This window comes from Pseudomonas sp., assembly GCF_050739935.1.
Lineage (GTDB): Bacteria > Pseudomonadota > Gammaproteobacteria > Pseudomonadales > Pseudomonadaceae > Aquipseudomonas.
Map to the genome: position 1 here is coordinate 64509 of NZ_JBOICF010000058.1, position 16015 is coordinate 80523.

Genomic DNA, 16015 nt, shown 5'->3' on the forward strand with positions numbered 1-16015 from the left:
TGCACATTGGTTGAACATGTTGACAGGCCGTATCGATGGCTCAGATCTTTTCCCGCTATGCCGATCAGTCGCTGCGCCTGGCTCTTGTGGCGATCTTTGGCGGCGCGCTTGCGCTGATGACCATCGGCGGCATTCTGGTGCGCTCGGACTACACCACGCTCAAGGGGTGGGTGGTGGAGCAACCGGTGCCCTTCTCCCATCAGCACCACGTCGGCGGGCTCAAGATCGATTGTCAGTACTGTCACACCGCTGTCGCCGATAGTGCGCTGGCGACACTGCCGCCCACCGAAACCTGTATGACCTGCCACTCTCAAGTCTGGACCGATGCGCAGATTCTGGAGCCCATCCGCCAGAGTCTGGCGCGCTACGAACCCATACGCTGGAACCGAGTCGGCGCCCTGCCCGATTACGTGTACTTTCGCCACGATGCCCATGTCCATGCTGGTGTAGGCTGTTCCGAGTGTCATGGGCGCGTTGACACCATGCCGTTGACGCGACGCGTCGAAACCTTCCAGATGCAATGGTGCCTGGACTGCCATCGCGATCCTGCTCCGCATCTGCGCCCGAGGGAATCGGTGACAGACATGAGCTGGAATTCACAGCAGGATCGACGTGAACTGGGTGAGCGCCTGATGCAGGCGTATCACGTTGACGCCCGCAATCTGACCGACTGCAACCTGTGCCATAGGTAAGCTGATGACTTTCGACCACAGCGATCCAAACGCCTTGCGCAAGGCCCTGGCCGATTCAGCGACCGAGGACTACTGGCGAACGCTTGAAGAGTATGCAAAAGCGGCGCCCGATCAGGCGCGGCAAGACGTCGAGTTCGAGCAGTGGTTCAGTCCGGGCATCGACCGTCGTCGTTTTCTGCAGCTGATGGGCGCTTCCCTTGCGCTGGCTGGGCTGGCGGGTTGCGACCCGGCGCCGGAAACCGCCGTACCTTACGTACGCAAACCCGAACAAGTGACTCCGGGTGTGCCGCAATACTATGCCAGTGCGGTGACCCTGGGCGGCATCGCCCAGCCAGTGTTGGGCACGACCCGTGTCGGCCGGCCCACCAAACTGGAAGGCAACCCTCAACACCCCGCCTGCCTGGGCCGCGCCGACGCATTCACTCAGGCAGCGATCCTGCGCCTGTACGACCCCGATCGCGCCCAGACCCCGCGGCAACTCGGGCGCGAGAGTTCCTGGCAATCCTTTCTCAATGCGCAGCAATCGGTCATCGCACAGCTGGATGCTTCGCAGGGGCATGGTCTGCATCTGTTGCTGGGGGCCAGCACGTCGCCCACCCTCATGCGCCAACTGGAGGAGTTCAAGACTCGCTGGCCGCAGGCCCGACTGTACCGACACGAACCGTTTGAGGGGTTCAGGTACGCGGCATGCGAGCGCGCATTCGGCGAGCCGCTGGAGATCACCGAACAACTGAGCCGGGCCGAATGGGTGGTAGCGTTTGACCACGACCTGCTCGGACCCGGCCCATTGCAGACCTGGTTTGCCATGGGATGGGGAGACCGTCGTCGGGCGGCGCGCGACGGCAACGGCGACGCCCGCCTGATCGTGGTGGAGTCGCTGATGAGCGTGACCGGCGGTCAGGCCAGTGAACGACGGGCCGTGTCGCCGCAACAGCTGATCGAGTATGTCCGTGCGCTTGGCGCTGCGCTGGGAGAGGACTTGGGCCCTGTGTCGCTCGCGCCTGCGGATATGGAATGGGTACAGCGTCTGGCCGATGCGCTGAAATCCCGGCCAGGGCGCTGCCTGGTGAGTGCCGGCCCCTACACCGACCCAGCGCTGCAAGCCGCGGTGCTGCGGCTCAATATACGATTGGGCAATATTGGCCAGACGCTGACCGTCACCGAGCCACTGCAAATCCTCAAGGTCGGCGGTCAGCGCCTCGGCACGCTGAGTGATCTGGCCCAGGCCATGGCGCAGGATGAGGTCGATACTCTGCTCACCCTCGACAGCAATCCTGTGTATAGCGCCCCTGGCGATCTGCACTTCGCCGAACGGCTGGCCAGGATCAAATTGCACATCTGCGCCGGTCTGTATTACGACGAGACCGCAGTGCTCAGCCACTGGCATCTGCCGATGAGCGATGCACTGGACAACTGGGGCGATGCCCGCGCGGCGGATGGTCGGGCGGGCGTGCAGCAGCCGATGGTGCGACCGTTTTACGAAAGCCGGGCGCTGGTCGAAATGCTTCCCCTGTTCAGCGCCGCAACCGCCAGCGATGCACACGAGCAAGTACGCCGGACCTGGCAAGCCCTGAGCGAGCCACTGTGGCGCGAAGCACTCGAAACCGGCTGGATCGCAGGCAGTGAACCCGACCAACGCCAGCCTGCGCTACGTGGCACATCGCTGCCCGATGGGTCCTCATCCGCGTCGCCGATGGCTCTGCTGCGTCCCGATCCGACACTATGGGACGGCCGCTTCGCCAACCTGGGCTGGCTGCAGGAGTTGCCCAAACCGATCAGCCAACTGACCTGGGACACGGTCATCGGACTGTCCCCAGCCACTGCCCAACGATTGCAGGTCAGAAACGGCAGCGAGATCGAGGTGGCGCAGGGAGAATCGCTGGTGCGTGGTCCGGTGTGGATATTTCCCGGCCAGCACGATGACGCTGTCGTGCTGTTCGCGGGTCATGGCCGGGAACGCGCAGGCCAGGTGGCTGAGCGCATCGGCTATACGGTCCAGTCGTTGCAGGTGGCCACGATGCCGTTCCAGAGGCCTGTGGACCGGTTGCACGCCACAGGCGTCAGTCATCGTCTGGCGACCACGCAGCTGCAGCATGACATGGGTCGCAGTGATCTGATCCGTCGTTATACCCAGGCCCAGGCGTTGGCGCAGCCCGTACCCGCCGAGACCCCTGCCAGTTTCTATCCTGCGCAACCCGCTGTCGGCCCTCAATGGGGCATGGTCATCGATCTGGACCAGTGCATTGGCTGCAACGCCTGCATGGTGGCATGTCAGGCCGAAAACAACGTACCGGTGGTGGGCAAGGAGCAAGTGCTCGATGGCCGGGCGATGCACTGGCTGCGCGTGGATCATTACTACGCCGGGCCCAGCGATTGGCCCTCCTCGCACTTTCTGCCGGTGCCCTGCATGCACTGCGAGCAAGCGCCGTGTGAGATGGGTTGCCCGGTCAACGCCACAGTGCATGGCCCAGGCGGACTGAACGAAATGGTCTATAACCGCTGCATCGGTACGCGCACCTGCTCCTCCTTTTGCCCCTACAAGGTCCGACGTTTCAATTGGTATGACTGGTCGGCGAATGCCAGTCCATCGATCCAGGCCCAGCGCAATCCCGAAGTCAGCGTTCGCGCCCGCGGCGTCATGGAAAAGTGCACCTATTGCGTTCAGCGCATTGACGCGGCGAACGTTCAGGCTGGCAAGGAACAGCGATCGGTTGGCAGCGATGAGGTCCGTACCGCCTGCCAGCAGACCTGCCCGACCCAGGCCATCACGTTCGGCAACATCGCCGATCCCGACAGCCATATCAGCCGCCTGCGCAGTTCCGGTCGCCACTACAGCCTGCTCGAATCGCTCAATACCCGACCGCGCACGACCTACCTTGGCGAAGTGGACGACGAGGGCCAGGCATGAACGACACACCGCATTTTCTACCGGCGACGATGAGCCACCGCGCGGTTACCGAACAGGTTATCGATCTTCCGTTGCGCTTTCCCCCTTGTCGCGCCTGGCGGCTGAGTCTTGCGCTGTCTTGCGCACTGCTGACGCTGTTTCTGGTGTCGGTAATCGTCCTGCTAGTCAAAGGCGTCGGGGTCTGGGGTAACAACATTCCGGTGGCGTGGGCCTTCGATATCCTCAGCTACATGTGGTGGCTGGGCATCGGCCACGCCGGCACGTTCATTTCTGCCCTGCTGCTGTTACTGGAGCGCCCCTGGCGCAACTCGCTCAACCGGGTGGCGGAACTGATGACGCTGATGGCGGTGTGTTGCGCGGGGCTTTACCCGCTGCTGCACCTGGGACGTCCGGGGTATTTCTTCTGGACCGCACCCTACCCGAGCACTACCGGGCTGTGGCCGCAATTTCGCAGCCCCACCTCCTGGGATTTTTTCGCGATCCTGGCCTATCTTCTGGTGTCGATCGCATTCCTGTATCTGGGTGCGATACCGGATTTCGCGGCATTGCGCGACCGGGCGCGTCACCGCATGGCTCAGGTGGGTTATGGCCTGCTGGCGATGGGCTGGCGCTACGATGCCGCGCATTTCCAGCATTGGCATAGCGCCTACCGCTTCATTGCCGTGCTGGCTGTGCCGCTGGTGTTCGCGGTGTCCGGCGGTTATTCGTTCCTGCTCGATCTGGGCACGATGCCGGGCTGGCATTCGACGGTCTTTCCGCCCTATTTCGTCGCCGGCGCGGTGTTTTCCGGGTTTGCCCTGGTCGCTCTGCTGGCCTGCGCCCTGCGCCAGTTCGCCGGGTGGGACCAGTTGATCACTCTGCGTCATCTGGACATGCTCGCACGCCTGTTGCTGGCCAGCGGCTGGCTGACAGCGTACGGCTATGTCGCCGATATTTTCATGGCGTTCTACTCCGGCGACCCGGATGAACGTGTTGTCACGCTCGCCCGTCTGGCAGGACCGACTGCCTGGAGTTTCTGGCTGGCAGTGGCATGCAACGTCGGGGTCCTGCAAGCACTATGGTGGCCGAAATTGCGGCGTAGCCCCAGGATTCTGTGTTGCGTCGCCGTGGCGGTGTTGATCGGTATGTGGTGCGAACGCTTCATGTTGCTGGTCACTCCGCAAACCCGGGATTTCATGCCATCGGCGTGGACCGACGCCTACTTTCCTTCCTTCTGGGAGGTGTCACTGTTCGTTGGCTCTTTCGGCGTCTTCGGCGTGCCGTTTTGCCTGTTCGTCCGCCTGCTGCCGATGATTTCAGCGGTGGAAGTCAAACAGGCGCTTGATCGCGCAAGGAGGCAGGCATGAGCGGCGCGCTATACGGCCTGCTCGGCGAATTCGACAGCTCGCAAGCGCTGCTCGACGCCGTCAGAGACGCGCGCGGCGCCGGTTACACGCAGCTTGAGGCGTTCAGTCCGTTTCCGGTCGAGGGGCTGGCGCAGGCCCTGGAGCTGCCGCCCAGTCGCGTCCATCGGTGGGGCATCGCTGGCGCGCTGCTTGGCGCTGGGGTGGGACTGGCCATGCAAGTGTCGGCGAGCCTGGCCTACCCGCTCAATATCGGCGCCCGGCCCGTGTTGGCGTGGCCAGCTTTTATGGTGGTGACCTTTTTGTTGACGGTATTGGGAGGCGCCGCAGCCGTTTTCCTTGGCTTTCTGTTCGCTTGCCGTCTGCCGCGGCTGCATCACCCGCTGTTCGACGCAGCCGTCATGGCCGAGGTATCGGTCGACCGTTTCGTGCTGTGTATCAAGGCGCACGATCCTGCTTTCGACGAAGCCGCCACACAACAATGGTTGGCGCAGCGAGCGCTTGGCGTTTCACGGGTGCACGCATGAATATCTGGTTGAGGGGGCTGACGATGGTTCTGATGGTGCTGGTGTGCGGCTGCGACAATCTCGAACGTCAGCATAAAAACAAGGATCAGAGTACCAGCGCTTTTTTGCCCAACGGGCAGACAGCACAGACACCGCCCGAAGGAACCGTTGCGCGCGGCGACGGAGCCAGACAACGCCAACTGACCGAGCGCCCGCCCATGAGCGACGAGCTGTTGAGCCGTGGCGAGGACCGCTATCAAGTGTTCTGTACGCCCTGTCACGGGGTGGCCGCGGACGGCCATGGAACAGTCGTGGCGCGCGGCTTTCCGCAACCCCCGGACTTTACTGAAAAGCGCCTGTTGGAGGCGCCGGACCGTTATTTTGTCGAGGTCATCGGCAACGGCTACGGCCAGATGTACAGCTATGCCTCACGGGTCGCGCCAGCCGACCGTTGGGCGATTGCTGCCTGGATTCGTGTGTTGCAACAAAGTCGTCATGCTTCGCTAGACCGATTGCCCGAAACCGATCGACAAGCATTGCAGGCGTTGCCATGAAACGTTGGACGTTCGGTGTAACGGCTGTGGGCGCTATTGCCTTGGCGATCAGCGCGCAGATCGACCCGCGCGGTGCGCTGGCCGGGGCGCAGGCGGCGTCGGCTGCCGCTGCCAGCCTTGCGCTGGGTTGCATCCTGCTGCTGTTGATGTTGCCGCTGATCGAGGGTCGGTGGCAGATCACGCTGGCGCCGACACTGCGTATGGGCGCCGCCCTGCTGCCATGGGCGATGATCGGACTCTGGCCAGTGTTGCTCGCCGCCTGGTGGCTGTATCCGAAGATCGAACCCGATACGCAAGGGTTTCGTGGCCTCTGGTTGCAGCCGAGCAGTATTGCCTTGCGTGGGCTGCTGTATGCGGCAGTCTGGTTCTGTCTGCAGCGCCTGGCCGTACGGAGTATAGGCGCGGCCGCAGCGGGCCTGGGGGTGATCGTCATGGTGCTGAGCCTGTCAGCGGCCGGCATCGACTGGTTGATGGCGCTGGATTCAAGGTTTTATTCCACCTCGTTCGGGCTCTTTTATGTCTGCCGGGCACTGTTGATGGCAATTGCTCTGATAGGGCTGGTTGATCCGCACGCCGACCCTCGCCTGGTACGCGCGCTGTTGCTGGGCTGCACCTTGCTCTGGGGGTATCTGCATTTCATGCAGTATTTGATTGCCTGGGCAGGCAACCTGCCACGGGAGGCGGCCTGGTATCAGACGCGAACAACAGGCGGCTGGCTCAGCGTCGGCTGGGTACTGGGGCTCGTGCAAGCTGTCTTGTGCACGGGTTTGTTGGTATCCATATGGGCTTGTCGACCCAATGTGCTGCGCTGTGCCTGCGGCGGCACATTGCTGTGCGGATTCATTGAAATGACGTGGCTCGCAGTGCCGTCGCTGGGGCTTGCGCCGGGCCTCGCTTGCTGGTCGGCCTCATGGGTATGGGCAGGATTGACGGCGCTGCTATGGAACAGGAGGCGGCATGCCTGAGCGCGACGTGCAAGCCGACAATACCTCCGTGCGCGGCATTCTCTGGTCAGCCGTCGGGCTGCTGCTGGCGTTGGCCGTGTGCATGGCTGCGCTGGGCCTGCTGGTTCACTATTACCATCGTGCGAGCCCGCGAGACATCCCGACCATCAGCGTTCTGGAGCAGCAACGTCAGGACACTCCGCCGTCCCCGCGCCTGGAGGTAAACAGCCCGGCAGCGGGTGCCGAGGTTATCGCGCAAGGCCGCTCGCGGTTACAAGGATATGGCTGGGTCGATCGTCAGCAGGGCATTGCCCGGGTGCCCCTGCCCCGCGCCCGGGCCATCATCCTGCAGCGTGGCTGGCCGGACCCAGGGCAGGCCCTGCCATGAAGCCGCATCTGTTGGTGTTATGCCTGGCGGTATGGCCGGTTGCCTGGGGCCACTGCGCCGATCTCGCTACCGATGCCGGTATTGACGGCCGTCTGGGCCAGGCCTTGCCGATGGACGATGCGTTCGTGGATCAACGGGGTCGGCCGGTGACCTTGCGCGACGTGGCGACCGGTACCCCGTTAGTGATTGCGCCGGTTTACTTCAACTGCCCCAATCTCTGCGATGCGCAATTGGCCACTTTGTTCATGACGCTGGACAACAGCGGCTACCGCCCCGGTCGGGATTATCAGTTGGTCGCCTTCAGCTTCAACAGCGATGAGCGCCCCGCCGATGCCCGCGCGAAGCTGGCAGAACTCGCACGACGCTGGCCGGATTTGGCGCAATCGCCAGCGGTGCACTTTCTCACCGGCCCTGGACCCTCGAGCCAGTCCCTGAGTCAGGCGCTGGGCTTTCACTATCGCCGCGACGACACCTCCGGGCAGTATGCCCACAGCTCCGCCATCGCCACGGTGACGCGCGATGGTCACCTCAGCCGCTGGCTGTACGGCCTGGGCTATCAAGGTAACGATGTTCGGCTGGCAATCACCGAGGCTGGTCAGGGACGGGTCGGTAGCGTGAAGGATCGTCTATTGCTCTTGTGCGCGCATTTCGATCCGCGCACCGGCGGATACGACGACCGGGTGCTGACCTTGTTGCGTACAGCCGGGGTATTGACCTGCGTGCTGATCGCCGGTGGCATCGCCTTAGCGCTGCGTCGCGAGCGCAAGGTGGCCAAATCATGAATGGGACATTCATTCGTCTATGGCCGCAGACGGCGTCGCACTATGCCAGTCAGGTCGACACGTTGGTGGCGACATTCACCGGCATCATGCTGCTCTTCGTATTGCCGGCGGTGGTCTGCCTGATCGTTTTCACTTTCCGCTATCGTCAGGGCAACGCGGTTGAGCGCCAGCAGCGATCACAAGACAATCACCTGCTGGAAATCACCTGGATCGTGTTGCCGTTCCTGGCATCGATGGTCCTGTTCGCGCTGTCGGCCCGCCTGTTTTTCGAGGCCCATACGCCCCCCGCCGACGCCCTGGAAATCCAGGTCACCGGCAAACAATGGATGTGGAAATTCCAGCACCCGGAAGGCCAGCGAGAACTGAACGTACTGCACGTTCCGGCTGGCCGACCGGTGTTGCTGAACATGATTTCGGAAGATGCCATCCATAGCTTTTATCTGCCCGCGTTGCGCCTCAAGCAAGACGTATTGCCAGGTCGCTATACCCAGCTCTGGTTTCAGGCCGATAAGGTCGGCTCCTATCAGGCGTTCTGCGCAGAATTCTGCGGCACGGACCACTCGACCATGCTCGCGACCCTGGAAGTACAGACGCCTACAGAACATGTTCGCTGGCTGGCGAGTGCCGGAAGCGAGTCCAGCATGGCTGCACAAGGGTCAGTGTTGTTTCGGCAACTGGGTTGCAGTGGCTGCCATTCGCCCTCAGCCGCGGTACGCGCCCCTCGGCTGGAAGGACTATATGGACGCCCCGTTCCCTTGGCGGACGGCAACATAACCATTGCCGACGATGGTTACCTGCGCGACTCCATTCTCTTGCCGCAAAAACAAGTGGCTGCCGGATACGCACCTATCATGCCTACTTTCAGCAATCTGATCGATGAGGAAGGCGTGCAGCGACTGATTGCCTATATCAAATCCCTGGCCAATACGGACCCTACCGATGACTGATCATGCTTTCGGCTACCTGAGCGACGGTCTAGGGCTGCGCTCCTGGTTGTTGACCACCGACCACAAGCGCATCGCCGTGCTGTACATGCTCACGATCACGTTTTTCTTTTTCGTGGGGGGGCTCGCTGCCGGGCTGATCCGACTGGAACTGTTGACGCCCGATGGCGACGTGTTGTCGGCCGATGGGTACAACCGTGCGTTCACATTGCACGGCGTGATCATGGTGTGGTTCTTCCTGATTCCATCGATACCGGGTGTCCTGGGCAACTTCCTGATCCCGCTGATGATCGGGGCCCGGGACATGGCACTGCCGCGCATGAACCTCGCCAGTTGGTATCTGTTGGCCGGTGGCGGTCTGTTCACGCTGTTTGCGCTGCTGGCAGGTGGCGTCGACACCGGCTGGACCTTTTATACGCCGCTGTCGACGATGTTCAGCAATGGTCATGTGGTCGCGGTGATCGCCGGGATTTTCATCACCGGATTTTCGTCCATCCTGACCGGCATCAACATCATCGTCACCGTGCATACCCTGCGCGCGCCCGGCATGACCTGGTTCCGCCTGCCGCTGTTCGTCTGGGCACTCTACGCCACTTCGGTGATTCTGGTTTTGGCGACGCCGGTGTTGGCGATCACCTTGGTGTTGCTGGTGGCCGAGCACTTGTTCAAGATCGGCATCTTCGACCCCGCCCTCGGAGGTGACCCGCTGCTGTTTCAGAGCCTGTTCTGGTTCTATAGCCACCCGGCGGTGTACATCATGCTGCTTCCGGGCATGGGCATCGTTAACGAGCTGATCACGGCGGCTGCACACAAACGCATTTTCGGCTATGCGTTCGTCGCGTTTTCCAGCATTGCCATCGCCATTCTCGGGTTCATGGTCTGGGGGCATCACATGTTCGTCTCAGGCCAGTCGATGTATGCCAGTCTGCTGTTTTCGCTGCTGAGCTTTCTCATCGCGATTCCTTCCGCAATCAAGGTGTACAGCTGGACAGCCACGCTGTACAAGAGCCGACTGCTGATCACTGCGCATTTTCTTTACGGCCTCACATTCATCGCGCTATTCATGTTCGGCGGCTGCGCCGGGTTGTTTCTGGCGCTGCTGGCGGCCGACGTGCATGTACATGACACCTACTTTGTCGTGGCGCACTTTCACTACATCATGGTCGGCGCTGCCGTCTCGGCCTATTTCGGCGGTCTGCATTTCTGGTGGCCGAAAATCACCGGCCGGATGTATCCGGCCAATCTGGGCAAACTGGCGGCGATTCTGATATTTCTGGGTTTCAACCTGACCTTCCTGCCGCAGTTCATCCTAGGCTACGACGGCATGCCCCGGCGCTATCACACTTATCTGCCGGAGTTTCAGGTGCTCAACGTGCTGTCCTCGGCCGGGGCAGGCATATTGGCTATCGCTTACATGCTGCCATTCACCTACCTGGTCTGGTCGCTGTATCGAGGACCACGGGCTTCGGCCAATCCATGGGGCGCCGCGGGTCTTGAATGGCGGGTGCCTTCCCCGCCGCCCACGCATAATTTCGCCGAGACACCCCAGGTCGACTTCGAAGCCTATGACTACCCGCCGGGGGCCAATGATGAACGGCATTGACCGGCCAATAGTCGAGCAATTCGTCAACGAGCCGCAACGGCGCCAGGCGGTCCAACTGGGTATCTGGTTGTTCCTGGCGACCGAAATCATGATGTTCGGGACATTGGTTTTCGTCGCCACCTATTACCGAACCCTCCATGGTGCGGCGATAAGCGAGGCGGTCGCCCATTTGCATTACCTGTTGGCGGCGACGAACAGCGCGCTGTTACTCGGTAGCAGCCTGGCCATCAGTCTGGCACTGGTGGCGGCCAACCGAGGGCGCGAGCATGTCGCTATTCGCTGCATTCTGATCGCCGCCGCGCTGGCGACCGGCTTCATCTGCTTGAAAGGCTATGAATACGCCAGCGAATACCAGGAGCACCTGCTGCCATTCCAGTCTGACAATGCCCTGGCTGAAGGACCCGCGCGCTTGTACATGGGGATCTACATGGTCGCCACCAGCCTACACGGCATTCACGTGTTGGTTGCCATTGTGCTGGCGCTGACGCTTTCATTGCGCATTCATATCGGACGCCTCAAGCTGCCGCAGCGGGTGCTGGTCATCGAAGCTTTCGCCTTGTATTGGCACGTCGTGGATGTGATCTGGATTCTGTTGTTTCCCACGCTTTACCTGCTGGGCAGACCGCTGTGAACGTCAAAGCGATCTGGCTGGCCTGGGCGGGCGCGACGATCATTCTGATCGCGATGCTCGCGCTCGCCTCGCAGGACATCCCGTACAGAGGTATGTGGATTTATGCGTTCGCAACCGTTGAAGCAGCCGTCGTGCTGCTCGGCTTCGTACAGTTGCAACGCAGCACCCCATTGGTGCGGCTGTTCGCCCTGGGCACGCTGTTCTGGATGGTGTTGATGTTCGTAATTGGCCTGTTGGAACTGGTGACACGATAATCGTCATTGCGTCGCTCCGTTGCGGGACCAAAGCGAATCTTTTCACATACGGCATGCGTATTGGGTTTGTGAAATGCAGGAGTGAGTTGCGGTTTCCACCCCAAGCGTGCGCAGCCTCAGTAAAAATGCCGCGTCAGAAAATTCCCGCCCAGCAGCACCCGATCCATCCAAAACAACTCATGCAGCAGCACGACCAGCCAGAACACCACCTGATAGGAAAACTTGCGAGTCTTGTGCCGGAACTCCTGCTGCGCCACCAGAGCACCTGGCCAGCCGCCCAGCAACTCGGCCGCATGCAACACCTTCTCAGGCGTACGCTGCCCCTGCGAGCGGGCCTGCTTCTTGTCGTAGCCATACAGCGCGAAAGTGATCAGGCTCATCAGTGGATAGATCGCCACCGCCAACCATGAGCCACCGCGCAAGCCAATCGAAACCACCCCGTACGCCGGCAAGGCACACAGCAACAGCAGCACCACCATCTTGAACTTGAAAAATCGCACCGGAGCCTTTGCGCTGCGGCTGGATGCATCGGCCTTGAAGCGCTGATTCATCAGGTCATGCCTGCACGCTGGACCAGTCGACCCAACCGAATATCCAGGTTGCAAGAATCAGCAGCCCGAATGCGATGCGGTACCAGGCGAACGCGGCATAGCTATGCGTCGCGATAAACTTGAGCAAGGCGCGCACGGCAATCATCGCGAAGATGAATGAGGTAATGAAACCCACCGCAAAGACCGCGAAATCATCGGGCTGGAACAGGTTACGGTACTTGTATCCGGAGTACAGCGACGCCGCGATCATCGTCGGCATGGCCAGAAAGAACGAAAACTCAGTGGCCGTTTTGCGTGATAGACCGAAAAGCAATCCGCCGATGATGGTCGAGCCAGAACGCGACGTACCGGGAATCATCGCCAGACATTGCGCGAAACCGACCTTGAGCGCGTCGGACCAAGTCATCTCGTCTACAGTCTCGGCATGAACTTCGTGCTGACGGCGCTCGGCCCAGAGCATGACGAAACCGCCGATTACCAACGCGGCAGCCACGGTAATGGGGTTGAACAGGTATTCGTGAATCAAGTCGGAAAACATCACCCCCAACACCACGGCCGGGAGCACCCCGATAATCAGGTTGACGGTGAAACGGCGTGCCTGGGGCTGGGTTGGAAGGCCGGTGGCGACCTGGAAAATCTTGTGCCGAAACTCCCACATCACCGCCAGGATGGCGCCCAACTGAATGATGATATTGAACGCCATTGCCCGTTCGCCGCCGAAGCCGACCAGGTCGGCGACGATGATCTGGTGCCCCGTGCTGGAGATCGGCAAGAACTCCGTCAGCCCTTCCACGACACCCAGTATTAACGCCTGTGCGGCGGTCCAAAGATCCATCATTCCCCCAGAGTGGAGCCTGCTCGTGGCAAAGCTCTCTTGATATGTTTTGAGCACTGTTCGGCACACGATAAACGGCCGGATGTAAAAACCGCATGAACAGTCAAGACTGCGGGCTCAAGCACGCGAGCGGCGCGATGCTAACAGACCTTCACGGCGAACGCTCTAGCATGGATATTGGCGCGTAGCCTTTGACGTTCATTGGCAGAAAAGCAGATTTCACCTATCGCCGACAGGTCTTCGCCCGCCTCGGTATCTGCCCGCCACAACCGTTGCTAAACGGCATACAATCGCAGGCCTTTTTCTTCCTTCCCTTCGCAGGAGTCTCCATGTCCGGGCTTGAACTGTTCGCCGCTGCACTCGGTGTCATTGCCGTCTGGCTGACAGTCAAACAGAACCCCTGGGGCTGGCCGATCGGATTGGTGATGGTGTTGCTCTATACTTGGATCTTTTTCGACGTGAAGCTTTATTCGGACATGCTGCTGCAGGTTGTCTATGCCGTGTTGCAACTGTATGGCTGGTGGCAATGGACCCGGCGCGGCGAAGCCATTGACGGGCGCAAGGTAACGTCCCTGGGCGGCGGCGCCCTCACGCTGAGTCTGGCCATCGGCGCGGTGGTAAGCCTGGCCCTCGGTGCAGCCATGGCGCAGTTCACTGACGCGGCACAGCCCTGGCTCGACGCCGCGCTGACCGGTTTCAGTCTGGTGGCGCAAGTTTGGATGGCGCAGAAGCGCGTGCAATGCTGGCCGCTGTGGATCGTGCTGGACGTCACTTTCGTCGGCCTGTTCGTTTATAAAGAGCTGTACCTGACAGCGGCGTTGTACGCGCTGTTCACGCTGCTGGCCGTGCAAGGGTGGCGCGACTGGCGCGCCGACCCTGCGCTGGCGCGTTGAACGCCCCATGAAGGTTCTGGTACTGGCTGGCCCCGAGTCCAGCGGCAAGAGCTGGCTCGCCGAACATATCCATCGTCGCTTCGGTGGCGAGCTGGTCGGTGAGTACGTGCGCCACTTCATCGATCAGGCGCAGCGGGACACCTGCTACGCCGACATCCCTGCCATCGCTCGTGGTCAGCTGGCCTGGGAGGATGCTGCCCGCGCCCGAGCGCCCGAATTGCTGATCCTCGACACTCATCTACTGAGCAACATCCTCTGGAGCCGAGCCCTGTTCAGTGATTGCCCGCCGTGGCTCGCTCAGGAATTGCTGGACCGGCATTACGATCTGCACTTGCTGCTTTCTCCCGAAGGCGTCGAGTGGGTGGGCGACGGCCAGCGCTGTCAGCCGCTGCTGGCCGAACGTCAGGCGTTCTTCGACGCCAGCAAGCAGTGGCTCGATGAGCATGGCCAGCGTTATCAAGTGATCGAAGGGAGCTGGAGCTACCGCAAGGAAAAGGCGTTTGAAGCCGTGGAGCGTTTGTTGAATCCGGGCGCAAGTGTGTAGGTAGGTGCCCCATAGCAGCACGGCTTGCCGGCGCTGGGGTCCGAAAGATCGCCACCGCCGGCAAGCCGTACTGCTTGTATGTTGTCTCGGTGCCAAGGAAAAATACCAAGGCTCATACAAGCGCCACGTACGTATAGGAGCCGGCTTGCTGGCGAACCGCCGGTGTCAGGCACTGTTGATTTGATCGACATACCGCGTTCGCCAGCAAGCCGGCTCCTACCAATTGAACTGACCCCAAAATGTTGGACGGTCTATTGCCACACACCCACGGATCGCGCCCTGTACTCCACAGGGCTCAGTCCGCCGAGCCTTGATTTGATCCGGTCATGATTGTAGTAACGAATGTACTCCTCCAGGCCCAGTTCCAACTCTTCCATGCTTTCAAAGCGCTTGAGGTAGAAAAATTCAGACTTCAGCGTCGCGAAGAAACTCTCCATTGCAGCATTGTCCAGGCAGTTTCCCTTGCGTGACATGCTTTGCTTGATGCCTCGTTGTTCAAGCGCTTGCTGGTAGCGGGGCTGTTGATATTGCCAACCCTGGTCCGAGTGAAACACCAGATGGGCCGGGCTCTGCAGGCGCACGAAGGCCTTGTCCAGCATGTCCGTCACCATGGCAAAGCAGGGGCGGGTAGCGGTTTGGTAGGCAATGATCTCGCCGTTGTACAAATCCATCACAGGCGACAGGTAGAGCTTCTTCAAGCCAATTTTGAACTCGGTGACGTCGGTTACCCATTTCTGATTGGGACGTTGGGCGACGAAATTACGCTCGAGTAGATTCGACGCTATTTTTCCAAGTTGCCCTTTGTAGGAACGGTATTTTTTGGGACGAACGAGCGACTTGAGATTCAGACGCTCCATCAATCGTTGAACCGTTTTCTCGCTGACCGGCTGCTCTTTCTGAAGCTGCAGGGCGATACGTCGATAACCAAATCGCCCCACGTGCTGGTCGTAAAGCTCCTGGATCCTCGTCTTTAGCGCGGCATGTTTGTCCGGCCTCTGAAGGGCGCTGAGCTGGTAATAAAACGTACTGCGCGGCAGATCGGCCAGCTTGAGCAGGCTGTCCAGCGCAAACCTGGACCTCAACGCCATCACGGTGAGCGTTTTTTCCCGGGGCGAGGCTTCCTGCTCGAAGCCTCCTGTATTTCCTCGAGCTTTTTTAGGTAGGCGTTCTCCATGCGCAGATATTCGAGCTCAGCCTTGAGTTGTTCCCGGCTTTTGGCATCGTCGTCAATGATTTCGGAAGGGGGCAGGACAGGCGATTTGTTGGGCATGGTGACGGCCTTTTTTCTCTTGGGCGCAGACAGGGCAGCAAGACCGCCACTGTAATACTGACGCTCCCAAATACCCACCCGTGAAGATTGGCCAAGCCCAAAACGAGCGGCCACTTCTCGATGGGACAGCTGTTGTGCATGCATGCACTGGATGACTGAAAGCTTGAACGCTGCGCTGTAGTGATGGCCACGAGACCGAAGACCGGCACTGCCACGCAACCGATAAGCAGCGACCCAACGTCTGAGCAAGCCGTGGTCCATCGAGTAGTGCCGAGCGACCTTGCGAAACCCCTCGTCACCGTTGATGTAAGCCTTGATGGCCGTGATTTTGAATTCGATGGAATACTTGCCCATGGAGGACACTCCCAAAAGT

Annotated in this window: 17 protein-coding genes; 14 read left to right on the forward strand and 3 right to left on the reverse strand. The window is 60.7% G+C overall.

Annotation, left to right across the window (positions count from 1 at the left end):
• The first annotated feature begins 35 nt into the window (after positions 1 to 35).
• From ACRER8_RS10225 to ACRER8_RS10280, 12 genes are read left to right on the forward strand one after another with little or no spacing between them, the layout of a single operon-like run.
• On the forward strand, positions 36 to 692 hold the full coding sequence (locus tag ACRER8_RS10225) for a cytochrome c3 family protein (protein ID WP_431746210.1): 657 nt from the start codon (positions 36 to 38) through the stop codon (positions 690 to 692).
• Between the two features lie 4 nt (positions 693 to 696).
• Positions 697 to 3600, forward strand: coding sequence for a 4Fe-4S dicluster domain-containing protein (locus ACRER8_RS10230; protein ID WP_431746211.1), 2904 nt, complete (start codon positions 697 to 699; stop codon positions 3598 to 3600).
• The gene (gene nrfD / locus ACRER8_RS10235; RefSeq protein ID WP_431746212.1) at positions 3597 to 4946 is read left to right on the forward strand and encodes an NrfD/PsrC family molybdoenzyme membrane anchor subunit; all 1350 of its coding nucleotides are present in this window, start codon (positions 3597 to 3599) and stop codon (positions 4944 to 4946) included. The genes ACRER8_RS10230 and nrfD overlap by 4 nt, the downstream gene beginning before the upstream one ends.
• Positions 4943 to 5470, forward strand: coding sequence for a DUF3341 domain-containing protein (locus ACRER8_RS10240; protein WP_431746213.1), 528 nt, complete (start codon positions 4943 to 4945; stop codon positions 5468 to 5470). Before nrfD ends, ACRER8_RS10240 begins: the two co-directional genes overlap by 4 nt.
• A 23-nt stretch (positions 5471 to 5493) precedes the next feature.
• On the forward strand, positions 5494 to 6003 hold the full coding sequence (locus ACRER8_RS10245; protein WP_431746214.1) for a c-type cytochrome: 510 nt from the start codon (positions 5494 to 5496) through the stop codon (positions 6001 to 6003).
• Entirely contained in the window at positions 6000 to 6968 is a 969-nt protein-coding gene (locus ACRER8_RS10250; RefSeq protein ID WP_431746215.1) for a hypothetical protein, read from the forward strand. Before ACRER8_RS10245 ends, ACRER8_RS10250 begins: the two co-directional genes overlap by 4 nt.
• Positions 6961 to 7335 (forward strand): hypothetical protein, encoded by a 375-nt coding sequence (locus ACRER8_RS10255; protein WP_431746216.1) that lies wholly within the window; start codon positions 6961 to 6963, stop codon positions 7333 to 7335. The genes ACRER8_RS10250 and ACRER8_RS10255 overlap by 8 nt, the downstream gene beginning before the upstream one ends.
• On the forward strand, positions 7332 to 8117 hold the full coding sequence (locus tag ACRER8_RS10260) for an SCO family protein (RefSeq protein WP_431746217.1): 786 nt from the start codon (positions 7332 to 7334) through the stop codon (positions 8115 to 8117). Before ACRER8_RS10255 ends, ACRER8_RS10260 begins: the two co-directional genes overlap by 4 nt.
• Positions 8114 to 9064, forward strand: a complete 951-nt coding sequence (gene coxB / locus ACRER8_RS10265; protein ID WP_431746218.1) for a cytochrome c oxidase subunit II — start codon at positions 8114 to 8116, stop codon at positions 9062 to 9064. The genes ACRER8_RS10260 and coxB overlap by 4 nt, the downstream gene beginning before the upstream one ends.
• Positions 9057 to 10664 carry a cytochrome c oxidase subunit I gene (locus tag ACRER8_RS10270; protein WP_431746219.1) on the forward strand — a complete coding sequence of 536 codons (1608 nt, stop codon included), beginning with the start codon at positions 9057 to 9059 and terminating at the stop codon, positions 10662 to 10664. Before coxB ends, ACRER8_RS10270 begins: the two co-directional genes overlap by 8 nt.
• A complete protein-coding gene (locus tag ACRER8_RS10275; protein WP_431746220.1) occupies positions 10651 to 11295 on the forward strand; it encodes a cytochrome c oxidase subunit 3 in 645 nt (214 codons plus the stop codon). The genes ACRER8_RS10270 and ACRER8_RS10275 overlap by 14 nt, the downstream gene beginning before the upstream one ends.
• Positions 11292 to 11549 carry a hypothetical protein gene (locus ACRER8_RS10280; protein WP_431746221.1) on the forward strand — a complete coding sequence of 86 codons (258 nt, stop codon included), beginning with the start codon at positions 11292 to 11294 and terminating at the stop codon, positions 11547 to 11549. Before ACRER8_RS10275 ends, ACRER8_RS10280 begins: the two co-directional genes overlap by 4 nt.
• A gap of 116 nt (positions 11550 to 11665) precedes the next feature.
• Here ACRER8_RS10280 and ACRER8_RS10285 read toward each other — a convergent pair whose 3' ends face one another.
• Together ACRER8_RS10285 and ACRER8_RS10290 are read right to left on the reverse strand one after the other, a co-directional pair.
• Positions 11666 to 12100 (reverse strand): DUF1294 domain-containing protein, encoded by a 435-nt coding sequence (locus tag ACRER8_RS10285; protein ID WP_431746222.1) that lies wholly within the window; start codon positions 12098 to 12100, stop codon positions 11666 to 11668.
• Positions 12101 to 12104: 4 nt separating this feature from the next.
• Entirely contained in the window at positions 12105 to 12935 is an 831-nt protein-coding gene (locus tag ACRER8_RS10290; RefSeq protein WP_431746223.1) for an undecaprenyl-diphosphate phosphatase, read from the reverse strand.
• A 329-nt stretch (positions 12936 to 13264) separates the two neighbouring features.
• Between ACRER8_RS10290 and pnuC the strand changes: the two genes are divergently transcribed.
• Together pnuC and ACRER8_RS10300 are read left to right on the forward strand one after the other, a co-directional pair.
• Positions 13265 to 13828: a nicotinamide riboside transporter PnuC gene (gene pnuC / locus ACRER8_RS10295; protein WP_431746224.1), complete on the forward strand. Its 564-nt coding sequence runs from the start codon at positions 13265 to 13267 to the stop codon at positions 13826 to 13828.
• 7 nt (positions 13829 to 13835) lie between these two features.
• Positions 13836 to 14372, forward strand: coding sequence for an AAA family ATPase (locus ACRER8_RS10300; RefSeq protein WP_431746225.1), 537 nt, complete (start codon positions 13836 to 13838; stop codon positions 14370 to 14372).
• Between the two features lie 251 nt (positions 14373 to 14623).
• On the opposite strand, the gene ACRER8_RS10305 is transcribed toward ACRER8_RS10300, so the two are convergent.
• A protein-coding gene (locus tag ACRER8_RS10305; protein WP_431746230.1) for an IS3 family transposase occupies positions 14624 to 15996 on the reverse strand; the annotation gives its coding sequence in 2 pieces (ribosomal slippage) (positions 14624 to 15508 and positions 15511 to 15996; 1371 coding nt in all).
• Positions 15997 to 16015 lie beyond the last annotated feature (19 nt).

Excerpts from the sequence above, each read along its gene's own strand:
- ACRER8_RS10245 (WP_431746214.1), top strand. The coding sequence starts at position 5,494 with ATGGTTCTGATGGTGCTGGTGTGCGGCTGCGACAATCTCGAACGTCAG.
- ACRER8_RS10285 (WP_431746222.1), bottom strand. The coding sequence starts at position 12,100 with ATGAATCAGCGCTTCAAGGCCGATGCATCCAGCCGCAGCGCAAAGGCT.
- ACRER8_RS10230 (WP_431746211.1), top strand. The coding sequence starts at position 697 with ATGACTTTCGACCACAGCGATCCAAACGCCTTGCGCAAGGCCCTGGCC.
- ACRER8_RS10270 (WP_431746219.1), top strand. The coding sequence starts at position 9,057 with ATGACTGATCATGCTTTCGGCTACCTGAGCGACGGTCTAGGGCTGCGC.
- ACRER8_RS10260 (WP_431746217.1), top strand. The coding sequence starts at position 7,332 with ATGAAGCCGCATCTGTTGGTGTTATGCCTGGCGGTATGGCCGGTTGCC.
- pnuC (WP_431746224.1), top strand. The coding sequence starts at position 13,265 with ATGTCCGGGCTTGAACTGTTCGCCGCTGCACTCGGTGTCATTGCCGTC.
- ACRER8_RS10250 (WP_431746215.1), top strand. The coding sequence starts at position 6,000 with ATGAAACGTTGGACGTTCGGTGTAACGGCTGTGGGCGCTATTGCCTTG.
- ACRER8_RS10240 (WP_431746213.1), top strand. The coding sequence starts at position 4,943 with ATGAGCGGCGCGCTATACGGCCTGCTCGGCGAATTCGACAGCTCGCAA.
- ACRER8_RS10300 (WP_431746225.1), top strand. The coding sequence starts at position 13,836 with ATGAAGGTTCTGGTACTGGCTGGCCCCGAGTCCAGCGGCAAGAGCTGG.
- ACRER8_RS10275 (WP_431746220.1), top strand. The coding sequence starts at position 10,651 with ATGAACGGCATTGACCGGCCAATAGTCGAGCAATTCGTCAACGAGCCG.
- coxB (WP_431746218.1), top strand. The coding sequence starts at position 8,114 with ATGAATGGGACATTCATTCGTCTATGGCCGCAGACGGCGTCGCACTAT.
- ACRER8_RS10225 (WP_431746210.1), top strand. The coding sequence starts at position 36 with ATGGCTCAGATCTTTTCCCGCTATGCCGATCAGTCGCTGCGCCTGGCT.
- ACRER8_RS10290 (WP_431746223.1), bottom strand. The coding sequence starts at position 12,935 with ATGGATCTTTGGACCGCCGCACAGGCGTTAATACTGGGTGTCGTGGAA.
- ACRER8_RS10255 (WP_431746216.1), top strand. The coding sequence starts at position 6,961 with ATGCCTGAGCGCGACGTGCAAGCCGACAATACCTCCGTGCGCGGCATT.
- nrfD (WP_431746212.1), top strand. The coding sequence starts at position 3,597 with ATGAACGACACACCGCATTTTCTACCGGCGACGATGAGCCACCGCGCG.